This window comes from Chitinophaga niastensis (genome assembly GCF_003014755.1).
GTDB lineage: Bacteria > Bacteroidota > Bacteroidia > Chitinophagales > Chitinophagaceae > Chitinophaga > Chitinophaga niastensis.
Map to the genome: position 1 here is coordinate 1,937,937 of NZ_PYAW01000001.1, position 22,918 is coordinate 1,960,854.

Annotated in this window: 17 protein-coding genes; 11 read left to right on the forward strand and 6 right to left on the reverse strand. The window is 40.6% G+C overall.

From position 1 onward, the window contains the following. The 4 genes from CLV51_RS08025 to CLV51_RS08045 all read left to right on the forward strand — a co-directional run bounded on the left by CLV51_RS08025 (position 1) and on the right by CLV51_RS08045 (position 2,536). Positions 1 to 414 (forward strand): arsenate reductase ArsC, encoded by a 414-nt coding sequence (locus CLV51_RS08025; protein WP_106527441.1) that lies wholly within the window; start codon positions 1 to 3, stop codon positions 412 to 414. 181 nt (positions 415 to 595) lie between these two features. Beyond that, on the forward strand, positions 596 to 1,498 hold the full coding sequence (locus CLV51_RS08030; RefSeq protein ID WP_106527442.1) for a DUF1266 domain-containing protein: 903 nt from the start codon (positions 596 to 598) through the stop codon (positions 1,496 to 1,498). A 378-nt stretch (positions 1,499 to 1,876) separates the two neighbouring features. Continuing rightward, positions 1,877 to 2,239, forward strand: coding sequence for a hypothetical protein (locus CLV51_RS08040; protein ID WP_106527444.1), 363 nt, complete (start codon positions 1,877 to 1,879; stop codon positions 2,237 to 2,239). A gap of 24 nt (positions 2,240 to 2,263) precedes the next feature. Then, entirely contained in the window at positions 2,264 to 2,536 is a 273-nt protein-coding gene (locus CLV51_RS08045; RefSeq protein ID WP_106527445.1) for a zinc metalloprotease, read from the forward strand. On the opposite strand, the gene CLV51_RS08050 is transcribed toward CLV51_RS08045, so the two are convergent. Both CLV51_RS08050 and CLV51_RS08055 read right to left on the reverse strand, forming a co-directional pair. Further along, on the reverse strand, positions 2,521 to 3,630 hold the full coding sequence (locus CLV51_RS08050; RefSeq protein ID WP_106527446.1) for a hypothetical protein: 1,110 nt from the start codon (positions 3,628 to 3,630) through the stop codon (positions 2,521 to 2,523). The genes CLV51_RS08045 and CLV51_RS08050 overlap by 16 nt on opposite strands. Next, positions 3,627 to 4,253: an ABC transporter ATP-binding protein gene (locus CLV51_RS08055; protein WP_106527447.1), complete on the reverse strand. Its 627-nt coding sequence runs from the start codon at positions 4,251 to 4,253 to the stop codon at positions 3,627 to 3,629. Before CLV51_RS08055 ends, CLV51_RS08050 begins: the two co-directional genes overlap by 4 nt. A 1,144-nt stretch (positions 4,254 to 5,397) precedes the next feature. On the opposite strand from CLV51_RS08055, the gene CLV51_RS08060 reads away from it, so the two are divergent. The 6 genes from CLV51_RS08060 (at position 5,398) to CLV51_RS08085 (ending at position 14,048) form a co-directional block, all read left to right on the forward strand. Then, positions 5,398 to 5,568: a class I lanthipeptide gene (locus tag CLV51_RS08060; protein ID WP_106527448.1), complete on the forward strand. Its 171-nt coding sequence runs from the start codon at positions 5,398 to 5,400 to the stop codon at positions 5,566 to 5,568. 46 nt (positions 5,569 to 5,614) lie between these two features. Beyond that, a complete protein-coding gene (locus CLV51_RS08065) occupies positions 5,615 to 5,839 on the forward strand; it encodes a class I lanthipeptide (protein ID WP_106527449.1) in 225 nt (74 codons plus the stop codon). A gap of 209 nt (positions 5,840 to 6,048) precedes the next feature. Beyond that, positions 6,049 to 8,463, forward strand: a complete 2,415-nt coding sequence (locus CLV51_RS08070; RefSeq protein ID WP_106527450.1) for an outer membrane beta-barrel protein — start codon at positions 6,049 to 6,051, stop codon at positions 8,461 to 8,463. A gap of 59 nt (positions 8,464 to 8,522) precedes the next feature. After that, positions 8,523 to 11,714 (forward strand): lantibiotic dehydratase, encoded by a 3,192-nt coding sequence (locus tag CLV51_RS08075; RefSeq protein WP_106527451.1) that lies wholly within the window; start codon positions 8,523 to 8,525, stop codon positions 11,712 to 11,714. A gap of 51 nt (positions 11,715 to 11,765) precedes the next feature. Further along, positions 11,766 to 12,959 (forward strand): lanthionine synthetase LanC family protein, encoded by a 1,194-nt coding sequence (locus CLV51_RS08080; RefSeq protein WP_106527452.1) that lies wholly within the window; start codon positions 11,766 to 11,768, stop codon positions 12,957 to 12,959. Between the two features lie 36 nt (positions 12,960 to 12,995). After that, positions 12,996 to 14,048 carry a hypothetical protein gene (locus tag CLV51_RS08085; protein ID WP_106527453.1) on the forward strand — a complete coding sequence of 351 codons (1,053 nt, stop codon included), beginning with the start codon at positions 12,996 to 12,998 and terminating at the stop codon, positions 14,046 to 14,048. 24 nt (positions 14,049 to 14,072) lie between these two features. Here CLV51_RS08085 and CLV51_RS08090 read toward each other — a convergent pair whose 3' ends face one another. Together CLV51_RS08090 and CLV51_RS08095 are read right to left on the reverse strand one after the other, a co-directional pair. Beyond that, positions 14,073 to 15,038: an HlyD family secretion protein gene (locus CLV51_RS08090; RefSeq protein ID WP_106527454.1), complete on the reverse strand. Its 966-nt coding sequence runs from the start codon at positions 15,036 to 15,038 to the stop codon at positions 14,073 to 14,075. Between the two features lie 12 nt (positions 15,039 to 15,050). Next, complete coding sequence (locus CLV51_RS08095) at positions 15,051 to 17,318, reverse strand: peptidase domain-containing ABC transporter (RefSeq protein WP_106527455.1); 2,268 nt, start codon at positions 17,316 to 17,318, stop codon at positions 15,051 to 15,053. A gap of 568 nt (positions 17,319 to 17,886) precedes the next feature. Between CLV51_RS08095 and CLV51_RS08100 the strand changes: the two genes are divergently transcribed. Next, the gene (locus CLV51_RS08100) at positions 17,887 to 20,715 is read left to right on the forward strand and encodes a pre-peptidase C-terminal domain-containing protein (protein WP_106527456.1); all 2,829 of its coding nucleotides are present in this window, start codon (positions 17,887 to 17,889) and stop codon (positions 20,713 to 20,715) included. 87 nt (positions 20,716 to 20,802) lie between these two features. Here the strand turns inward: CLV51_RS08100 and CLV51_RS08105 are convergent, their stop codons facing one another. Both CLV51_RS08105 and CLV51_RS08110 read right to left on the reverse strand, forming a co-directional pair. Next, complete coding sequence (locus CLV51_RS08105) at positions 20,803 to 21,408, reverse strand: DUF1579 family protein (protein ID WP_106527457.1); 606 nt, start codon at positions 21,406 to 21,408, stop codon at positions 20,803 to 20,805. A gap of 58 nt (positions 21,409 to 21,466) precedes the next feature. Beyond that, positions 21,467 to 22,912, reverse strand: coding sequence for an alpha/beta fold hydrolase (locus CLV51_RS08110; protein WP_106527458.1), 1,446 nt, complete (start codon positions 22,910 to 22,912; stop codon positions 21,467 to 21,469). Between the last annotated feature and the right edge of the window lie 6 nt (positions 22,913 to 22,918).

Sequence of the window (22,918 nt, forward strand, 5' to 3'; positions counted from 1 at the left end):
ATGAAACGCATTTTAGTTTTATGTACAGGCAACAGTTGCCGCAGCCAGATAGCACATGGTTACCTGCAACATTTTGCAGGAGATAAGGCCGTTATATACAGTGCAGGCGTGGAAACCCACGGCGTTAACCCTAAAGCCATACAGGTAATGGCCGAAGATGGAATTGATATTTCATCGCATACTTCCAATAACATCAACGAATACAGGGATGTTGATTTCGATATGGTGATCACGGTATGCGATAACGCCAAAGAACGTTGCCCTTTCTTTCCTTCCAAAGCCGAGAAATTGCATCATAATTTCCCTGATCCGGCTAAGGCAGTTGGTTCAGCGGAAGAAATAATGGAGTCGTTCAGGGCTGTGCGGGAGGAGATTAAGCAGTATTGTGAGCAATTTGTGAAGGAGCGGATATGAAATAATATACATTAGTTTTTAGCGAAAAGCCCTTGTCAGAAATCACTGACAGGGGCTTTTTCATGAATAGTTGAAGGATTATTTTAGTGTAAACGGGCAATATATTTCCGATTTTCCCCTACTTTTATCCCTAATTTATTACCAGACATTCATTAAGTTATAACCTAAAAAAACTAAGGGTATGAATCAGCAGGATTATATGGAGCAATATTGGCAACAGCTACGCAGCATGGGATTAACCGAAGAAGCCATTGAGATGTACAAACAACAGATGCAGCAATCTGTAAACCAGACAAATGACTTTAGCGCCCAGATGGGGCAGTTTACAGAGAATATGAAACAGTTTAATCAAATGTTTTCCGGTGATGATGCAGATGATGATGATATGGACGGGGAGCCAGGCGAAATTAATTTAAACCCGGACAGTAAACTGGATGCTGCGCAACAATGGGCGATAGCCTGTGGAGCAGATATTGCATCTTTAAACGGACAATACCTGAATGATGTAGCCACCAGTTTAACTAAGCAGGAGTGCAGAGAGCAACTCTCTGAATGGTGGGACATAGACAGTACAGAAGAATTGCTGGAGATGTTCACCTGGTTACAGGAAAGCGGGCACCGGATAGAATACGATATGATCTGGCAGGCCATTAATACCGTATCCATGAAGGAGAGCAAAGCGTTTCTCCGCGAGTATATTGTTTCCAACAAGCTGGAAGAAGCCGTAGTGATGGAGCGCTTACGGAATACCCGTGATGCACTGGAATTATTCCGCGAAAAAAATCTGATTGATAAAGATATTCAACCGGATATGCTCATATGGGATTTTGGCCGTATTATTAATCTTAGCCGTTTTGGTTATGATGCCGGGTATATTACTTATGAACAGGCATTGCAATATATCATGGCAGGTGTACCTGCTATAAAAAGAACGTATACTTCGTGGAGGCATCTGTCTATTTCTTATCAGTTTGCACGCTGTGTATGGAATGGTGTGGATGAGGACAGCTTTGAGGCACTGCAGGCTAATATGGAATATTTATTAATAGCTCCTGAAAGCCCCTGGGTAAGATTGCCCTGGTAAAATCAATATTCTTTTCCGGTTCTTCCGTAGTTGACAAATCCGGCAGCGCATATCATTGTGTTGCCGGATTTTTTGTTGAAATTTTTATACTTAAAATACCAATATTGATAGCGGCACATTTCAACATAACAGGGACTATAAACAATACGGAAAAAAGATTCAGGTACGGAAAAAAAGCTCCCTATTGCAGTCGTATTAATCCATTTTTTATGCATAAGCATCCACTACGAAATCTGCTATTTGTATTTACTGTGTGCCTCCCGCAGTATCGTAAGTTATATTCATATGGTAAAACCCAATTCTCAATTATCTATCTATATTTCTCCCCCGGCATTTTTTACCCTATTGATAGATATATGAGTACCAAAATCTGCAAACATGAAAAAAACTGCTTTTTATTTAATTATTGGAATCCTGTATCTGACTGCTTGCTCCAAAAATGACAAGCGCAGTGTTGATAGTGTACCTGTTGACAATGAAACTGCTACCATTAAAGTACGCCGCTGCGCTGCTGCTGACGTGTTAAAACAGCAACTGTTGGAAGACCCTTCTCTTGGCCAACGGATGGCCAAAATTGAAAAACTAACGTCGGAGGTTATACGTAATAAATCACTTTTTCGTTTACTCCCCGATGGCAGTATTGAAATTCCTGTAGTAGTAAATGTACTGTACAGAACTACTGCTCAAAATGTATCACTTGCACAGGTACAATCCCAGATAAATGCCTTAAATAAAGACTAGAATGGGCTTAATGTTGAATACACCATGCTGCCGCTTATCTTTGATACCGTTAAAGCAGCTATTGGTGTAGATTTCAAGTTACAGCGTGTAGTGCGTAAAGCTACTACCAAAACGAGCTGGAGTACCAATGATGCGATGAAGAAAACTTCCCAGGGAGGCATTAATCCTACCTCACCTGATTCTGTACTAAATTTATGGGTAGTAGGTGCTATGACTGGTGGTGTAATCGGTTATGCGCAATTCCCCGGTGGCAGTCCTGCTACCGACGGAGTTGTAATACTTCATTCAAATTTATAGTAACCAACCATAAAGCATATAACTGCTAAAATGAAAAAGAGCAGGTATAATGCAGTAAGTGCGGCAAAAACTAAAAAGATAAATTGTATACAGGTAATAAGCAGTACAATTTTAAGATATGTTTTCATGCTGAATCTGTGAAGGAAAGTAATGCTGTTCATTAGCAATACCAGACTATAGCTACCCAGCGCAAAGCTGATGGCATCACTGTAGTGCAGGTGAACAGGGACAAGCATACCTATCGTGATAAATTCCGGGAATAACAGCATGAAACAGACGAGTGAATATCCCAGGAACCTTTTTAGTAATGAAACCGGTGCTCCCCGGTAAAATGCTAAATATGTTTCTTCAAATTCTCTTGTCCGGAACACAAGTACCCCATTGGCGATGATACCAAAATTGAAAAACCAAAAAACGGAGCCGGCATCATATTGTGCAATGGTATTATTTTGGGCGATTCCATAAAGGATACCGCAGGTAAAGACCTTAATACCAAGCCACAGAAATTTTTGATTATTTGCAACAGATTGAATCAGTATAACCGGGTAAACAGATAACAGCTTTGAAATCCATTTTGCTTTTTTTGATGAGAGTTGCGTTTTTCTTTCCAAATTATTTAACAGGTAAACATGCCTTACTGTTGAAGCTGTGCATAACAATAATGTATACCCAAGTACAAGCATGGCAGCAAAATAAAAATGCTGTTGCCACCCAACGATAATAATAAGTGCGGCATAAAGCAGAACAGGCATCAACAAACATACTTCTACGAAAAAAAATAATCTGAATCGTTTAGCCTTACCCAGGTAATTGAATATATGAATGAAGGTGTATTCCGGTTTGCCTAATACATCAGCAACAAATGCAACGCACTTCCTGGTGTATAACAGCCAGACAAAAAAGACCAATAATAAGAAAGTGTTGCTTTGTAATAATCCAATGATCAGTGAATGATGATATGCAATTAATCCCGCTCCATGTGTTGGGGCAACAATTAAAAACAACATTGTAATGAAAAAAAGAATAGCACCTGCGTTCTCCCTGTAAAAGGATTTGATCAGTGATTGAAATAATATTCTGGCTGGATAATTCATGTTAAAACATTCCCGTTGTTTACAGTAAGTTCTTTGCAGGATAATGATAAGGTGCTGTCGAGCGCCTGATGTGAACTCATTAAAAAGATGCTTTCACTATTCTTTTGCTTTTCGAGAATAAACATGCACATGGATGTAAAGGCATCCGGATCCAGTGTAATGGTGGGTTCATCAAGTACCACCAGTGACGGGTTGCCAAGAAAAGCCAGTATAAGGGATAGTTTCTTGGTCATCCCTGCTGAGTAAGTCCCTATGCTATTATTCACATAGTCGTTCACGTTAAAAAGTTCAAGTAACATATTTACCTCAGCAGCCGAAGCCTTGCGAATACTCCGGTAAAGGGAGATGAGGTCCATACCACTCATAAACGGAGGAAATAATGGTTCTGCTTCTGCCCAACTTGTATTTTGCCGATAGCCAAGCGGGTTATTCCGCAGACTTATACCTTTGAATAAAATATCACCTTCAAATGGAATTAGCCCTGCTATCATCTTTAATAAAGTAGTTTTACCTGAGCCATTAGCACCTTTTATCCAAAAAAGACCACTTCCCAGTTTGAGGGAAGAGATTTCAAGGACTAAACGTTTATTGTAAAACTTTTTGACGTTCATCAGTTGTAGCATGAAACGAAAATATTTCTTTAGGTCGAAATATATTCAAGTTAATAACTTTTTTATGCTGAAGATTCAAAATTTTAATAAACCTGACAAGAAAAGAAATACTAAACTTTCAACCAGAAGATAAACAAATGGCTTTGCTCACAGATAAACCAAGAGGGATGCACAAGGATTTTCTAAGTACAAATGAATTGCAAATAAAAAATTCAACAGCTGGTATACGCTATATGAAATCCTTCAGGTTATCAGTATATCCATCTTCGAAAATATATCCATCAGAGAATTTTTGATAAAATAATGCAGTCAAATTTAAAAGTGCTAACCCACAATCAATTGAATATCTTCCCGTAAAATCAAAATCATAGTGAAATTGAATGATTGTTTGATTATTAAATTATTTTTTATTAGTTTCGTTAATAAGCTTTAAAATATATAGATTACCCTCCAAACCCGGCACAAAGGAATAAGATTCATTAGAGAAAGGATAAAGATAAAACCCTAGACTTTCAGCGCAATCCCGATAAATGAAGAGAATAACCAGCTTTACAACGGCTATTGTTGATGAAACCCAGGCCCTATCGGTTTTTTAATAAACAACTATCTTATCAGCTTAATTTAACAAGGCATGAATAAATCCCAATGTTTGTTTCTGAATTTTGCGTGGGAGACTTTACCTGTACTATATACCACCACATAAGTATTCCCTTTTTTATTGTAGAGATACCTTTAAGAAGTTGAGAGACTAAAACGTTTACTAGTGGCCCGATTAGCGAAGATACTTGTGTCGGATTGTCACACCGATACTCGTATCTGTTAGCGAAAACTGAGGAACAGGCAGTATAAATGTGTTTTTTCAAAGGCCCCTTTTTATCATTTTGCACATGATTATCCTTATCATGCTGTTTGACGATAACAGCTATTGTAATAACCTGTAATCCTTTTTTTTGTGAAGTGGTTTTCCCTCAGATTTCATAAACAAGCTTTAGCCCCTGGCTTGTTATCGATATTACCGGTTATTGGCAGGACTACTGTCAATTCTCCTTAAGAACTTATTGTCTAAAACATAAAGAAATTGTTGCGCAGCAATGGGTGGAACTCGAAAAGCCCTAAAAGAGTAGAGATCATCATTAACATATAACTTTATAATTTTATGAAGAAGTTAGTTTTAAACCCTTTGGCTTTAGATAAAGAAACTATCGCCAAATTAGATGAAAACCAATTACAGGAAATTATTGGTGGAGCTACTGTTGAGCTGGAAGCTACGTCTACCGGTTGTGGAACTGGCGGTAGCACCTGCGCAGCAGAAGATCCTACTGCTTAAATTATCATCTGATATAGCTTACTTAATACAACAAAATTAAAAAAAAATGAAAAAAGTAAATCTAAACCCTTTGGCATTGGATAAGGAAACCATTGCCAAATTAGATGAAAAACAATTACAGGAAATTGTAGGCGGTGTTATATCTGATATGGAAGCTAATTCTACCGGTTGTGGTAGTGGTGGCAGCACCTGCGGTGGCGGTGGCTCTACTGGCTGCGGCACCGGTGGCAGCACATGCTATGCTGAAGAACCTACAGCAGCTACAGCGTGATCCTTATAAGTGTAATTAAAAAGATCTGGGATGGATTTTTTAGTCCTCCCAGGTTTTTTTCTATGTGATAATTTATTATTTTATTGTGAAAATAAAGAAGTGAATCCGAAATCGCTGACTTTAGGTAAAACAGTTATTACCCGGATAACGGTTGTAATACCAAAACATTATTGACCAAAATAATTAAAAACGAATAACCGATAAGTATAATGAATCAAATCAGAAACAAATGGTACAGCAGTATCTTAATGTTGTTTTTTACTTTACTAACAACTGCCGTAAAAGGCCAGCAATACAGGATTTCAGGAACCGTATCAGACACCGCAGGACGCCCGGTAAATCAGGCAAAAATAGTACTGTTACCAGCAATTACAGGGAAACCGATTAAAGAGGTATCTTCTGCTGAAACAGGGGCTTTTTCCTTCAGCAGCATAGATAGCGGTACTTATCAACTTAAAATCCAGCATCCGTTTTATGCTGATTATATCCATGTAATAAGTATCAAGGAGTCAAATGTAACCCTGGACAGGATTATACTTACTCCCCCTATTGTTAACCTGAAAGATATAACCATTCAGGGCAGAAAGCCACTAATAGAACAAAAGATTGACAGAACAGTTTTTAATGTTGAAAACAGTGTGGCACTAAGCGGTGCCAATACGCTGGATGCAATCGGGAAATTACCTGGTGTGCGCATTACAGGAGGAAATGGCATTATGCTTACCGGTAGGGGACAGGTAAATGTGCTGATCGATGACAGGTTTATCCGTTTGTCCGGAGACGACCTCCTCAGCCTGCTCAAATCGATACCCGCTTCAAATATTGTACGTATTGAACTGATCTCCAATCCACCCGCGAAATATGATGCCGCGGGCAGTCATGGTCTCATCAATATCGTTACCCGCAGGAAAAAGGAAAATGGATTGAATGGAAGCATTAATGCTGCCTACTCACAGGCATATTATGGTTCTGCTAATATCGGAGGATTACTCAGCTATACGAAAGGGAAATGGAGTATCAATACCTCCCTGAGTGTATCAGATAACCAGTATAATGAACTTACAAATCCTACTACTTATTATCCTGATCAAACGTGGCAACAAAACAGGAAATCGAAAAATATAACTAAAAGCATACTGGGCAGACTGGGTATAGATTATCAGATCAGTAAAAAGCAGTTGTTTGGTATCACCTATTCCAACAATGCTAAAAATGCTGATGCCAATGAATATTCTGTTACCAATATTTATTCGCCGGATAATAAAATGGATTCCCTGGTGAAAGCCAGTAATACCATTCATCGGGAAACACAAAGCCATGATATAAGCCTGCATTATGAAAATATATTTAGCAGTGCCGGAGATAAACTTACACTGGATGGAGGTTATTTTACCTTTCATAATCATTACACCCAATTGTCCGGGAGCAGCAGTTATCTGACCAATGATCATCTGCTCAGTGACCAGATCCTTCAAAGTGTGGCACCACAAAATATCAATGCCTACACTATGCAGGCAGATATTACCCTTCCCCGCAAATTTGCGAATCTCTCATTTGGAGGAAAGGTCTCCTTTATCCATACCGGCAGTTCAGCAAATTATTATCAGCAGCTAAATAATAAATTGCATTATGATTCAGCCCTCAGCAATGCGTTCGATTATCGTGAAAATCTACAGGCACTATATGTAAATGGCAACAGGCAATGGAAAAAATGGGGACTGCAATTGGGCCTGAGGGGAGAATATACACAAACAACCGGCTACTCTATTACCTATCAGCAAACCAATCATAACGCCTATTTTAAATTATTCCCAACTGTTTTTGTTTCCTACAAACAGAAAGACGATAATACTTTCGTTTTATCTTATGGAAAAAGGATTAACAGGCCCAATTACTGGTATCTGAATCCATTCAAGCAGTATGTAAGCCCTTACTTTTATTATGAAGGAAATCCTTTCCTGCAGCCTACCTATAATAATAATTTTGACTTTACCTGGTCTTACAGGAGTATGTTTATCACCAAGGTATTTGCCACTATTGCCAATAATGTTTTTGACCAGATACTGTTGTCCGACTCTGTAACGAAAGTAACGAAGCTAACCAGGCTTAATTATTATTCACAAAGAAATTTTGGTATCAGCCAATCACTGAATTTGACTAGACTATCCTGGTGGGAAAGTTATAATACAGCCTCACTTTATTATATCAATACAAAATCAACTGTATCCTATACTGCTGGCCACTCGGGATGGGGGGCTGATTTGTATTCGGGCAACACTTTCATCTTTAATAAAGACAAGACATTGTCGGGCACTATGGATTTTACATATACTTTCCCCCAATTGTCAGGCGTGTATAAATTCGATGCATATTATAGTTTTGACCTGGGCTTCAGGGTGCTGCTGTTGAATAAGAAATTGACGCTGGGAGCAAATGCAACAGATATTTTCAGGACCAGTAAATCAAAATTTTACGCGGTTGTTAATAACATTACTACTCGTTACAATAATTACTTTGATAACCGGGCAGTCAGACTATCACTTAGCTACAAATTTGGTAAGAGCGACAAACCTAAACGCCAGGCGAAAGCCAGCAATACGGAAGAAAAGAACAGGGCATATTAAAATAACAGCCTGTTTATCCCTGTCACTGGTATTTGTTATTGTTACAAATGAGATAGATTATGAAAGAACATTTTCTGTATGATTACTATTTTCTGAGAACTCCTGCATTACCAGTTGAATCATTGATGGATTTAAACAATGTATTGAATGAAAATGCAAAGGAAGGGATAGTGAATACCTTCTCAGCCAGGCTTCGGGAAATATTTTCAGATCCTCTTTTCCAGGAAGCGATTTACATTGCCTCCAAAGATTTGTATGCTTCCTTGAATGAATGGCTGGAAAATAAAGTGTATAACACCAAAAAAACGGACAAACTGCTAAAATCACTGCACCGGTATTATTCCCGTATGTCTGTGAGATGCACCCCGTACGGTCTCTTTGCGGGCTGTGCATATGGCACCATTACAGATCAGCCCAGTGGTATCACCTTTGAGAAAAACAGGATCAGGAAACATGTGCGGTTTGATATGAGCTTCGTGATTGAATTGACGAAACAACTGGCTGAAATACCGGCGGTGCAATCGCAGATTAAGTTCTATGTTAATAATACGCTTTACAGGATCGGAGATAAATATATTTATGTTGAATATAGTCTGAGAAATGGAAAACGTAGTTATGCATTAAGTGCATTATCATCATCATTGTATATTGATAGGGTAATCGGGCTGGCTACTGCAGGAGCTACTATGGAAACCCTGATTGCATGTGTGGTAGAAAGCGGCGCCGGTCAGGAAGCCATTCTTAATTTTATCAGGGGATTAATAACAGCACAGGTGCTGGTGAGTGAATTTTTGCCGGCAGTAACAGGCGATGATTTTATGGCAGTATTAACCGGTCGCCTCAAACAACTGGAACATACAACCGCCATCAGAGAGCAGATTGAAAAAGCATGCTGGTTGCTGGAAGAGCCGGATGGTGGCCTGGAAACATATATAGGGGCAGAACTGATAGCCAGGAAATTAATCCCGAAGAATGGACTGGAGATTACCCAAACGGATCTTTACTTTAATATGCAGCAGAATAATATCAACCGTAAGGTGATAGAAGAGATTATACGTACTTCTGCAAAATTGGTAGCAACTGTTTCTCCTTTTACCCCATCAGACCTGGATGAGTTCAGGCAAAGATTTTCAGCGAGATATGAAGATCAGGAAATACCGCTGGTGCAGGCACTGGATCCGGATTCCGGCGTGGGGTACGGACTTGCTATAAACGGCGTGGTAGAAAATATGCCGTTATTGGAAGGCCTGGCTATTCGTGTAAGTGCTCCCGATAAATCTGGTAAAACAGATAGTTTGGGTAAATTAATATTCGGAAAAATGAAAACATTTTTCCAGCATAAAACGCCTGTTATTACAATTACTGATGACGAACTAGCATCGCTGGCAGCTGAAAGAGTAGCTACACCGGAACAATCAACAAGCGCATATATATTCGGCAGTATCCTGGCCTCATCGCTGGCAGAAATGGATAACGGTGCGTATCGGTTTTTTCCTACACAACTGCATGCTCCTTATGTAGGTAAAATGCTGGCAAGATTTGCGCAGGGAGAACCACTTCTTCACCATAAACTTGCCGAAAGTATTGAAGCTGAACAAAATGCTAATCCGGATTTGATCCTGGCAGAAATTGTGCATGTACCTGAAGGCCATTATGCTAACCTTGTGCTCCGGCCGCAGTTAAGGCCATATGAAATACCTTACCTGTGTAGTGCTGCTGCAACAAACGATAAGCAGGTGAATATCAATGATCTCCTGATATCCATCAGAAACGGCAGGGTAGTGCTAAGATCAGCAAGGCTCAATAAGCAGGTGCTCCCCATACTTACCAATGCGCACAATACCAAGCAAGGACAACCACTTTACCGCTTCCTGAGTGATATACAATTACAACAAACAGTACCCGGGTTTTTGTGGCGCTGGGGAACGTTTGCAGAGGAACCCTATTTGCCCCGTGTGGAATATAATAAATTCATTTTATGCCGCACCCGCTGGATGCTGAAACGGAAAGATATTGATGGCCTGCTGAACGGAGCTTTGGATGTATATTTTAATACCTTTCGGGAAACGTATAATGTTCCCCGTTATACCTTGCTTTCTCAGGGAGATAATGAACTCCTTATTGATTTTGAAAATGAATGCTGTCGAGACCACCTGTTACAGCAACTGAGAAAACAGGATGTGATACTCTATGAGTTTCTTCATACCCCCGACCAGTGTTTTATTAAAGACGGGAGCGGTAGTTATACAAATGAAGTGGTCATTCCCCTGGGAACAAAACACCCGATATCAGAATATCCTTCTCATGCATCATCACAGTTGTCCCGGAAGCCTGTTGTTGAGCGTTTTTTTGCACCTGGAAGTGAGTGGTTGTTTGTGAAAATTTATGCAGGAAATAAAACCCTTGAATCTATTCTTGTAAATATTATAAAGCCTTTGGCAGAAAAAGCCCTGCAGGAAAATGTTATCGACAAATGGTTTTTTATCCGTTTCAATGACCCCGAAGGGCATCTGCGTGTGAGGTTTCATTGCTCCGGCAACGGAATGGAAATATTACAGGCACTCAACCGGGAAATAACACCCCTGATAGCACTTGGGCAGGTGGTGAGAATGACAACAGATACTTACATACGGGAAATAGAACGTTATGGGGAAACAACAATGGAAGGCAGTGAAGGATTGTTTTTTACAGACAGTGTGGCAGTAACAGATTTTCTTGATCTTATTTCAGGAGATGAAGGAGAACAGCTGAGATGGCAGATGGCTATATATAGTATAGATAGGCTGCTGGATGATTTTGATTATAGTCTGCCGGAAAAACAACAACTGATCAATGGAATAAGTAATTCTTTTTTCCGTGAATTTAACAACAATAATAAAAGGGATGCACATCGCCTGGAAAAGTCGCTCAACGATAAATACCGGCGGCATTATACCAGTGTTTGCAGGATGTTAATGCCTGGAGATATTCCGGAAGAACTTACAGCAGCTATTACATGTTTTAAGAATCGTAGCGCATTACATCAGGCAGACGTCTCCGCTATAAAGCAGCAGGTATTGCAGGAGAAATACCCGGCAGCTGTATTAAACAGGTTGTTGACAAGCTATATTCATATGTGCATGAACCGGCTTTTCCTTTCCAGGCAAAGGATGCATGAGCTGGTAATCTATCATTACCTGAAGAAATTCTATGACTCAATGATTGCCAGGGAAAAGTATGCAGGCGATAAATCAACAGTAGCCAGTAGCTAACATTGCCTGATTCGTACAATCATTTTCTTTAACCGGTTAAAATAGTCATCAATGATATCTGATACGGCAACTGCTTCACTGGAGGCAATACATATTGAAAATATAAGAAAAGCACTGGAGGGCAAAGAAGCTGCTATTCAAAACGCATCTTATGAAACAGGGCTGTTGGGTTTATCCCTTTTCTATTGCTATTATGCCGGTTACACTGGTGATGAAAGTTATTTTTCCAGGGCAGAAGATTATCTGACGAAAGGCCTTGAAGTGCTTGATCTACCCAATTTTAAGCGTATTTATATGTCTGATTCCCTGGACTCGCATCTTGCACATATAGGCCGTTTTCTGGAGTTCAGTAAGAAAAATAAATTTCTTGACCTGGATATCTATGATTATTTATTGGGATTAGATGATACCCTTTCAGGTCTAATGAAAAGCAAAATATCTATCGGTGATTTTGATCTTAACAGTGGTGCATTGGCGGCTGGTTACTATTACCTGTCCCGCCTGGATTCCAATCCTGCAGTAGCTGCCCATTTATCTGCGCTGGTGGAGGGCATCCGGGAACAGGCCCTCACGGATGAAGCAGGAGATTATTATTGGCCGTCTCCATCTTTATTTAAAAGAGTATACCTGGGAATTTCACATGGTAGCGCATTAATAATTTCATTTCTTTCCAACGTGTATGAAAGAAATATAGCAACGAATGAATGCAGAGATATCCTGAACAAGGCGCTTCGGTTTTTATTGAAGCAACAACGGACGCAGGTAAGGGGACTCTTCCCCCTTCAATTGGGAGACGCAGTAGAACCGAAACAATTTGCCCAGTGCTATGGGGATATTGGAGTGGGCTATGCCTTATACCGTGCAGCCTCGGTTTTGCATGATGAAGCATTGGCAGGCACCGCCATGATGGTATTAGAAGACTGCCTGTTAAGAAAAAAAGAAGACAAATTAACGCTGGATGCCAGTATTATTTACGGTGCTTCAGGCGTTGCTGCCATCTTCGAAAAACTGCACCGGCTTAGTGGAGATCAGCGGTTCATGGATGCTGCCATATACTGGTATAAACAAATAGCCACTTATGCCGTCCATGAGAATGAATTTGCGGGATATAGCACCAGGTTGGTAAATGCCGGAGAACTATGGGATATTTCTTTTGGATGGGGCATTACGGGCATTGGCATTTCTCTGATGCGGTATGTAAAAAAAGAGTTACCTCCTATTGACTCTCTCATGATGATTGCCTGATGTTGTATTTTTTACCAATACATTTAAAAGCAGATTATGATAACTATAAATAAAGATCACAACGCTTTGCTGACAAAATTACTTCAGGAATGCAGCGAGTTTCCCGCCTCCACGCAACAATCAACAATGTTGTACAACTTTAATAAGTTGATGAATATTTTGCAGGAAAAAGAAATCGCACCGTATGCAGACGGCCAGGAAGCAATTAACGGTGTGTATGATCTTACCCGGCAGTATGGTGTAATCGCTGGTAAGATTGTAAGATCTGGTGCAAGTGAAGATATGCTTACAGCGTATAATGACCTGGAACAGCGTATTGAAAACCAGTTATCAGGTAACCTGTACATTTACGCCAAGCAATGGGGCCTTTCCGTAAAAGCACTTTATTACTATAAGAAAAAAGCATATGATAAAGCTTTCGACTTTACCATTGAATGCATTGCTTTAAATGAATACCTGATCAGGGAAGGTGTTTTTACGCTGCTCTTCCGCAGTGCGGAACAAAATAGAAATATCTCCAGGATACTGTTTCGGAAAGGCGACTGGCAAGCCGGTGCAGCCCTGTCGAGGGACCTGGCTAATTACCTGTTAAACGGAGAACCTGGTAATCTCTATGGAAAAATATTTGAAGGCAGGGAATTCTGGGAGGCAGTACCTTATGTCAGAGAAGGCTATGCTTATGAATGTTTCAGAGGAATGGTATCACAAATGATCCATTTTGAGAAAGATGTGAAAGGAGATCCCCCCGATTTGTTTTCACACCTGTTCCGCGATTTATCATTTGTGGTGGATACGCCGGACAGGCAGATCCTGCATGACTGGTTATACCTTAAAACACTTTACCATGCCGGTGAGTATGATGAATTCCTGGAAGAATTTATTTCTTTTATGCGTGATCCGATGAGCCAACTTTATGATATACTTAAAATTTCACTTTTCCTGGATGTGAAACGCCTGGTAGAGAAAAGTGGCTTCCCTGACAAGCTGCCACTGTTGCTGCAGATAAAGCATCATCTGGATACGAAATTGAATCTGCTTGAACATTACAGAAGAGATATCAGTAAGAATAACTTTGTAGACCTGGTGTAGTAATTTGAAAAACATCGGGTACTGCTACCTGCTACGTTTTGTACTTTCAAAAATCCTTTGCAGGATATTTTTATCACTTACAACGATGCTGGCAATACCTATTAAGCCGGGGCGCTGCGGTATAAGTTTGTTGCGGGTTGTACGGAGACCGTGGTCCAGTGTTATCTTCATAAAATAGTTACTATCTATGGGGATACTGGTAATTTTTTCAATCTTCCCCTGCAACAGGCCATATTCCATGAATGGATATTCCTGTAGTTTTATCAATACCTTTTGGCCTGGCTTAACCTTTCCTGCTTTGGTAACGGGTAGTTGCGCCCATATATCCTCCTCCTTAAATACTGCCGGTATAACCATTCCCAGGGCTTCGCCGCTGCTAACATAGGGGGCAGTCTGTCCTGCTTTTATGAGCATCATCCTGCCACTTACCGGAGCATGTATTACGTACCGGGTGTCCCATAAAGCAATTTGTCTTTTTATCTCTATAATCAGGTTATGTATATCCTGTGTAACAACTGTAGCGTGTTGTAATACTGTCTGGTTTTGTTCGGCCAGTTGCAATAGTTTTTTATAATCTTCCTGAAGTTCTCCGACCTGTAGTTTTTTACCGGCAATAGTTTGGTGTATGTTATTGGTACTGTCCAGTACTTCCACCTGCTGTTTAAGATACAGCATATCATCGGTGTTAGCGGTATTTTCAATAACTCCGATAATAGCGTGTGCCTGTATCAGCTCACTGTCTTTTACAAATATTTCAGTGATACGTCCGCTGCCAGGGGCGATTACTTTAACTGGCGGATCGGAAGAAAAAAGTGTAACTGGTACCGGCACCATATCAGGATAGCTGATCAGCCAGGCTCCCAGTAAGAGCAGCAGCACAAGCAGTGCAATTACAGTTGTTCCCCGGCGCACTATTGCCTTGGGGGCGCTGCCGATGATTTCATCAACTTCCGCCCTGTGTGTATCCTGGTGATAATTTTCCTGAGGCATAAAAAAAGTATACTAATTTCCTAACTCTAATTGATTTTTTACTAATTCGTAATATTTACCTTTCAGTGCAGTAAGAGATTTATGATTACCTTCTTCCACAATCCGGCCGTTTTCCATTACTACAATCTGGTCTGCATGTTTTACTGTACTGAGGCGATGAGCTATCACCACTACTGTACGACCCTGGAAAAATTGCTGCAGGTTTTCAATAATCACCTTTTCATTGTTGGCATCCAGGGTACTGGTGGCTTCATCTAAAAAAATAAATTTTGGTTGTTTATAAATAGCGCGTGCTATTAAAATGCGTTGCCGTTGTCCTGAGCTGATGCCATTACCGGTATTACCAATTTTTGTCGAAACGCCTAATGGCAGCTTGTTAACAAAAGCATCAATGTTTGCCATTTTCATGGCAAACATTAATCGCTGTGGATCAGTTGTTACCTGTACGGAAATATTCTGGGCGATGGTGCCGGAGAATATGTAGCCATCAGACATCACCACCCCGCAATGCTTCCTCCACCATTTGGCGGAAATATTATTGATAGGGAGATGGCCTAAATTAACTTTTCCTTTTATGGGTTCATAGAATTTCAGCAATAATTTCATCAGGGTTGTTTTGCCACTTCCGCTTGCACCAACTATTGCTGTTACTTTCCCGAAAGGAATAGTAAGATTGATATCACTAAGTACCATCGGAGAGCCCGGACCAGCATATTGGAAAGACACATCTTCCAGTGTAAGTCCGTTTTCAGATGTATTGTCAGCCTGGTATTCCTGTGCAAAGGCTCCATCGCTGCCAACATCAGCACACATCATATCCAGTTCTTCATCAGGTGTTAATTCATAACCACTTTCTTCATCATCACGCAAATGTATTTCACTCAACCGTTCCAGGCTTATTTTAGCATCCTGTGCACTCTGGAAAAATTTCAGTAGCTGCTCTATTGGTGAATTCATCTGTCCTATGATATAGGAAACACTCAGCATCATACCCAGCGAAATATTTCCTTTAAGTACTTCCTGGGCGGCAAGGAAAGTAGCGAGTATATTTTTTAGTTGTGTGAAAAAAGTGGAACCAATGTTCTGGTACTGATCAAGAGACAGGCTTTTTATGCTGATATGGAACAGTTTTGCCTGTATCTTCTCCCAATTCCAGCGATGGGTGGTTTCGCTGTCATTCATTTTTATATCCTGCATACCTGTTATAATCTCAAACAGATTGTTCTGGTTATCACTCATCTGTTGAAATCTGGCATAGTTCAACTCTCTTCTTTTTCCCAGGAAGAACAGTATCCACCCAATAGAAAGCGCAGAACCTGTTATAAAAACAAATAAGATAGGTAAGCTGTAAATTCCCAGTACAATTGAAAATACCACCAGGTTTACAAGAGAAAAAAGTGTGTTTAATGAAGTGCCTGTTAGAAATTGTTCTATACGGTTATGATCGGAAATTCGTTGGGTGACGTCGCCCAGCATTTTTGTATCAAAGAAACGGATAGGTAGTTTCATCAACTTAATCAGAAAATCTGATATAATAGAGATATTGATCCTTGTGTTCATATGCAGCAAAAGCCATCCTCTTATCACTTCTATAGCTGTATTGCCGAAGAATAATGCCAGCTGGCCCATTAGTATCAGATAAATGAAACCGGGGTTCTGCTGGTTAATGCCATAATCTACAAGGCTTTGTGTGAGAAATGGGGCAATCAGCGACAAAAGACTACCTACAAGCATTCCCAGGAACAATTGGGCAATGTATTTTTTATAAGGCTTTAAATAACGGAACAGGAAAGAAAAACCTTTACTCTCTTTTTTTTCTTCTTCATTATCATAGAAGAAAGGGGTGGGCTCCAGGAAAAGCGCGATGCCAAAGTTATCTTCTGTGGTGATCCATAGCTTCAGAAAGGTTTCCTTACTAACTTTCACGAGTCCATGTGCGGGATCTGCAATGAGTATCTTATCATTTTTTTTATTCCTGTCATAATTTTGCGGTGGTAATACAACAAAGTGATTTTGTTTCCAATGGAGGATGCAGGGTAATGATGATTTTTCATCCAGTTGTTCAAATGTAAGCTTGGCACCAAGTGTGCGGAATCCAATTTTGGTTGCTGCTTCACTGATTCCTTTTAAAGTAACTCCATCCCGGGTAATATATGAACTCTCTCTCAGGGTTTGAAGCGAAAAATATTTTCCATAGTGTTTAGCTATCATCCTCAGGCAAGTAGGCCCGCAATCCATCTGGTCCAACTGCCTGTAAACCGGAAATGCTCTATTCGTCATAGGATCTTGTTGTATATCTATCTAATATAAAATAAAATACTTGATTTTAGTGTAAATGTTCAGGTAAGAAAAATAAAAAAATATATTTTATAGGGATAAAATATTCTTCTACCAGACTTGCCCTAAATAGTTTAGATGTTATACTTCAACCGAATTTTTCTTTTCCGTTTTAGATGTCAGATCTGCTGCTTAAAGTTTAGGATAATCCTTATGTATTGAAATGGCACTACAGAAAATGATTCATCTTTTACTTACCAGAACTGCCTGATACGACGTTGCAGTATTATTCCCTAATTTTAAAATAGTTAAATCATATCTTATGTAAAAAACTATTACACGCTAATTTCTTACTGAAGACCCGGGAATTACTTTAATTCCGCATGAGCAACTTCCTTATGTATAATCTTTGATTAACCTTTTATTCTGGCATCCACCAGGCAGGAAAGATGTTGCCTGTTTATAGCTGAAATCCCCGGCAGTGCTGCTTCCCAAAGCGTGTTACAGTAATACTGTATGCTATAACTATATCTTTTAATCCAACAATTTCATAAACCAAAATTTAAGTCTTATGCAAAAAGCGTTATTCATTTTATTGGGGGCATTGTTAATTTCCCCATTCCTGAAAGCCCAGGTGAGCAAAGGCGGGAGGCCTCACAGTTATACTACGGGCCTCACCGCAAACGTCAGTGTTAAAACCATTGCCGCTGTACCTGTACAAAAATTACGACTGGAAGATGAGCAAAATCTGAAACAGGGATTACCATTGCGTATAGGCATGATTGCGCATGTTAATTATTCGCCCGGTAACTCAGGTACCTGGACCAACCTGCCTGGCGGCGATCGTGTATGGCGCCTGAAGATCCAGGTACAGGGTGCTGTTGCTACTTCTCTTTATTACGAAGATTTCCTTTTGCCGGAAGGAGCTACTCTCCACATTTATAATGGAGATCGTACACAACTCATTGGTGGCTATACCAGCGCCAACAACCAGGAAACAGGACAGTTTGCCACCGAAATACTCAAAGGCAACGTATGTGTGGTAGAATATTTCGAGCCTAAAGCTGTCAGGGGGAAAGGCCATTTCACTATCAGCGGGGTAAACAATATTTACAGCAATAAAATCCCTGAATCCAAAACGGGTTCGATAGATAAAACAGATAAAAGCGTTGGTGCATCAGGCAGCTGTAATGTAAATGTGAACTGCCCGGAAGGAGCTAACTGGCAAAACCAGAAAAGGGCTGTAGCCAGGATCCTGCTAAAACTTGGTGCCAGCAGTTACCTGTGTACGGGGGCATTAATAAACAATGCGCGCAAGGACTGCAAGCCTTATTTCCTTACGGCCAACCATTGCGGCTCTAACGCCTCTGTAGCTGATTTTAACCAATGGATATTCTATTTTAATTATGAAGCTCCGTCCTGTGCCAATCCTGCCGGCGAGCCAGCGAGCAATACCATCACCGGTTGTGTACAACGTGCGAGGGCGGGTGACGGTGGTAGTGTAGAAGGCTCTGACTTTCAGTTACTGGAATTTACGCAGGCCATACCCACTTCTTACAATGTGTATTATTCCGGCTGGAATGCTGCCGTGGCAGCCAGTCCCAGCGGAGTGGGCATACATCATCCTGCCGGGGATATTAAAAAAATATCCACCTATTCTGCTCCATTGGTAGAAGCCAATTATAACGGTGGCGGAACTGCGCCTTATACTCATTGGCAGGCTACCTGGGTGCAAACTCAAACTAACTGGGGCATTACAGAAGGTGGCTCCTCTGGTTCACCATTGTTTAATAACGTAGGACAAATTGTAGGGCAACTATCCGGTGGTCCTTCCAGCTGTACTGCAGCTACTACAGACAAATATGATTATTACGGTAAAGTGGCCAGAAGCTGGGTATCTAATGGTACAGATGCATTACATCAGCTAAAACCCTGGCTGGACCCTGATAACACTGGTGTAGTGCAGCTGAATGGTACCAATTATCCATGCGGAGATACTACGCACCCCACTGTTTGTCCTGATCCATATGAACCTAATAATACATTGCCTACGGCTACCAGTATAGTAACAGGAACGGATATACGTGCTACTATAAGTAGCTCCACCGATACCGATTATTTCAGGATACAGTTAACAGATACCAGCAGGATCAATATTGTACTGGATAATCTTATTGCTGACTTCAATCTCAGGTTGCTTTCTGCTGGCGGTACGCAGCTGGCTATTTCCCAAAATACCGGCACTACTGCAGAATCAATTGTGTATAACGGACCGGCCGGCACTTATTACATACAGGTATATGGCAGCAACGGTGCACATGGTGATTCTATTTGTTACAGGTTGAATGCCACAGCCACCGTGCTTGGAGGTTGTACAGATCAGCTGGAACCTAACAATACGCTGGCTACTGCAGCAGCTATAGCAACAGGAACGGATATACGTGCACAGATATCTTCCGCAACTGATGTTGACTATTACAAATTTACTACCACCGGTACCAACGATATCACCATCCACCTGGACAGTCTCCCAGGAGATTATGATGTGAAACTGCTCTCTGCTGCCGGTGCACAGCTGGGCATCTCTCAGAATGGTGGCACTACACCGGAACTGATTACTTACGGCGGTGCTGTAGCTGGCACTTATTATGTGGAGGTATATGGTTACAATGGTGCTTTCAGCAATACAAAATGTTACAGGTTAAATGCCTCCCTTACACCCGTAACTGCATGTACGGATGCATATGAACCAAATGAAACACTTGCAACAGCAGCCGCTATCAGTGCTAATACAACCATATCAGCGCAAATTTCATCTGCTACTGATAAAGACTGGTATAAATTTAATAACACCAGTACGCAGCCACATATCGAAATCCTGCTTACCAATCTCCCGGCAGATTATGATGTAATTCTTTATAATGCCAGCGGCACAGAATTGGGTCGTTCCGAAAACGGCGGTACTACCGATGAAAGGATCGTGTATAATAATGGCGCAGTAGGCACTTATTACATACAGGTGTATGGTTACAATGGCAACTTCAGCAATACAAAATGTTATAAGTTGACAGACAACATCAGCAGTACACCTAAACAAGCGCCAGTGGCAGGTAAGAACAGCAAGTTCAATGAGAAATCACTGTTATCTCTCAATAGTGGTATGCATGTGTATCCTGTACCTGCAGGAGATGTAGTGTATATAGAACTGAACAGTGCTACTAATAAACAGCAGCATGTTACCATTACTGACATCGGTGGTAAGATCCTGTACAATCAGCCATACCGTGTTGTTTCGGGCTATAACAGGCTGGAAGTATTGTTACCGGCTTCACTGAAGAGTGGTGTATATATTATTTCAATGGACAGGTTGCGTCCTCAGAAATTCGTATTACAACGTTAAGCGGTTATTATCTTACTTAAAACTAAAACAGGAAGCCTTCAGGTCTGATGATCTGAAGGCTTCTTTCTGTTTGTATAACTGTTCTTATTAATGAGATATGCGTTTGTAAACATACGCTATAGCAAGGTATTCCTTCCCTGAAGGAAGTGTCCAGTATTGACGCATCTCATCCTGGTCGGGCCCAACAATGGTAAAAGTACGGCGCTGCTTTGCCATTTGTCCGGCGGCTTCTTTGCCAACTAATGCAGGAACAGGAAATGACGATAAGTAAGTGGTCAGCTCTTTCCCATTTACAATTTTTCCGTCGAAGCTTGTTTCAAACATCATAACAGGAAAACGGGTATCCATTACTATATACTCCCATCGCAGATTGATCTTGTTAAAACTCAGGTAAGTGATCCTGCTGAAGGGGTCAGTTTTTGTACCTGGTAGTGGTTCCATGATTTCCTGCAGGAAGTTTCCAATAAATTTCCGCGTAACCCTGAATGTACCTAACGGGATAGGATCCGCACCTGCTTTGGGCCAGATACGCATTTCTACTTCGTAATTACCTGCAAGTGGTTTTAGCCAGTCGTATTCGGGACCTGTGGCTGCAGTGATATCTAAGTAAGGATCTTTTTTTTCCTGGGCGAATATTGTTCCGCAGGATAGCAAACATAAAATGGCTGGAAGCAGGAAATATTTGTAACGCATGTATAAGATTTTCAGAAAACGAATTTAAGTAGAAAAATCATGCGTTTAGATTCGTTATCTAATAAGCAATAATATCTTTGTTGGTTGTTGCTATTTTCTGGTATGGGTTGTCTAAGAACTGTTGTACAATTGCGCGGCCCTGGTCCCATCCAAATACGCCATGTGAACGGTTGATAAATAAAAAGCGCTGGCTGACCGGCATATAATGATGTATCATATCCATATAAACCGGCCTGCAGGCGGGATCCATTGCCCCATCACCCAGCAGTACGGGTTTATTGGAATAGAAGGGTTGTTTGGTTATTGGCTTCACTGGTGGCACGGCCCAGCAATCACAAATGGCTTTATAGACATCATTGATATGATAGCCTTCCATCCAGGGATAAATGCTATAAAGCTGACGAATAATATCTTCACTATGATAAGCTGCCTGATCTGCGCAATACACAGAAATCCGCATACCATCAGGCGCCGGGTTTTTTGAAAAGAGATCATCCAGTTTAGCTTTGATATACTTGTAGTGGTTTCCTTTTATGATATCCATGATGATAAAAGGCACCTCTTTTATTTTTGAGACGTCAAGTAAATTATTTTCAATTACATCCAGTAATTCGTTTTTGGTGTACCGGATACTCAACGAATCGCTGGTGCCATTTTCCAGGTAATTTATATAAAAGGTTTTGCCAATGATACTGTTAAAATAAATTTGAAATTTTTCTTCGAGGTCTGCATACAATACCCCGGAATCTTTTTTGCAACGCGCTGATAAAATATGTAGTGCTTCGTTAAAGTTTGCAGGTTCATCTTCGTCAATAGGTACAAATGTGGGTAGTGGCGAATCCAGTATAAGGGATCTGATACGGGATGAGTCATGCTGTAAAACAGCCAGCATAAGCCCCCCGCTGTAAGAACCGCCCAACAGATTAACCGAATCAATATGCAAAACGTTCAACAAATCATGTATGTCCTCAACCGTTTCATAAGTGTTATAACCGGAAAGGTCGATCCCTTTTGTTTCGAGTGTCTTCTTGTAGCGCTTAATACCTTCAAGCACCATACTGTCCTTTGACAGATTTTTCCGATAGGATTCTTTAATGGCTGTATCCAGCTCATAACTTCTGATATAGGGTATCGCAAATTTGGTTCCCCGTTGTTCAAAAGCAATACAATCCCTGCTATTGATAATTGGCCCTTTGGTTATCCCTATCGTCCAGCCTAGTGAGCTATTCCCAGGGCCTCCGCTCGTAAACAAAACCGGGTCCTTCTTCTTATCCGGATCCTTACTTTCAACAATTATAAAGGGCAATTTTATGAGCTTACTGTTCTTTTTTTTCCTGTTTTCCGGAACGATCAAATATCCGCACCGGGTTTTAAAGCTGCTGTCTACTTTAACGGGGCATGCGCAGGGTTCAATGGTGGGTATATAGATTGCTTTTTGTTGCGCGGATGAAAATTGCACTAAACAAACCATGGCTATTAAAGAAGATAAAATATTCTTTTTCATATGTTG

What these genes read in the sequence shown, in the direction of transcription:
- CLV51_RS08025 (WP_106527441.1), top strand. Translation starts at nt 1, where the DNA reads ATGAAACGCATTTTAGTTTTATGTACAGGCAACAGTTGCCGCAGCCAG.
- CLV51_RS08030 (WP_106527442.1), top strand. Translation starts at nt 596, where the DNA reads ATGAATCAGCAGGATTATATGGAGCAATATTGGCAACAGCTACGCAGC.
- CLV51_RS08040 (WP_106527444.1), top strand. Translation starts at nt 1,877, where the DNA reads ATGAAAAAAACTGCTTTTTATTTAATTATTGGAATCCTGTATCTGACT.
- CLV51_RS08045 (WP_106527445.1), top strand. Translation starts at nt 2,264, where the DNA reads ATGCTGCCGCTTATCTTTGATACCGTTAAAGCAGCTATTGGTGTAGAT.
- CLV51_RS08050 (WP_106527446.1), bottom strand. Translation starts at nt 3,630, where the DNA reads ATGAATTATCCAGCCAGAATATTATTTCAATCACTGATCAAATCCTTT.
- CLV51_RS08055 (WP_106527447.1), bottom strand. Translation starts at nt 4,253, where the DNA reads ATGCTACAACTGATGAACGTCAAAAAGTTTTACAATAAACGTTTAGTC.
- CLV51_RS08060 (WP_106527448.1), top strand. Translation starts at nt 5,398, where the DNA reads ATGAAGAAGTTAGTTTTAAACCCTTTGGCTTTAGATAAAGAAACTATC.
- CLV51_RS08065 (WP_106527449.1), top strand. Translation starts at nt 5,615, where the DNA reads ATGAAAAAAGTAAATCTAAACCCTTTGGCATTGGATAAGGAAACCATT.
- CLV51_RS08070 (WP_106527450.1), top strand. Translation starts at nt 6,049, where the DNA reads ATGAATCAAATCAGAAACAAATGGTACAGCAGTATCTTAATGTTGTTT.
- CLV51_RS08075 (WP_106527451.1), top strand. Translation starts at nt 8,523, where the DNA reads ATGAAAGAACATTTTCTGTATGATTACTATTTTCTGAGAACTCCTGCA.
- CLV51_RS08080 (WP_106527452.1), top strand. Translation starts at nt 11,766, where the DNA reads ATGATATCTGATACGGCAACTGCTTCACTGGAGGCAATACATATTGAA.
- CLV51_RS08085 (WP_106527453.1), top strand. Translation starts at nt 12,996, where the DNA reads ATGATAACTATAAATAAAGATCACAACGCTTTGCTGACAAAATTACTT.
- CLV51_RS08090 (WP_106527454.1), bottom strand. Translation starts at nt 15,038, where the DNA reads ATGCCTCAGGAAAATTATCACCAGGATACACACAGGGCGGAAGTTGAT.
- CLV51_RS08095 (WP_106527455.1), bottom strand. Translation starts at nt 17,318, where the DNA reads ATGACGAATAGAGCATTTCCGGTTTACAGGCAGTTGGACCAGATGGAT.
- CLV51_RS08100 (WP_106527456.1), top strand. Translation starts at nt 17,887, where the DNA reads ATGCAAAAAGCGTTATTCATTTTATTGGGGGCATTGTTAATTTCCCCA.
- CLV51_RS08105 (WP_106527457.1), bottom strand. Translation starts at nt 21,408, where the DNA reads ATGCGTTACAAATATTTCCTGCTTCCAGCCATTTTATGTTTGCTATCC.
- CLV51_RS08110 (WP_106527458.1), bottom strand. Translation starts at nt 22,912, where the DNA reads ATGAAAAAGAATATTTTATCTTCTTTAATAGCCATGGTTTGTTTAGTG.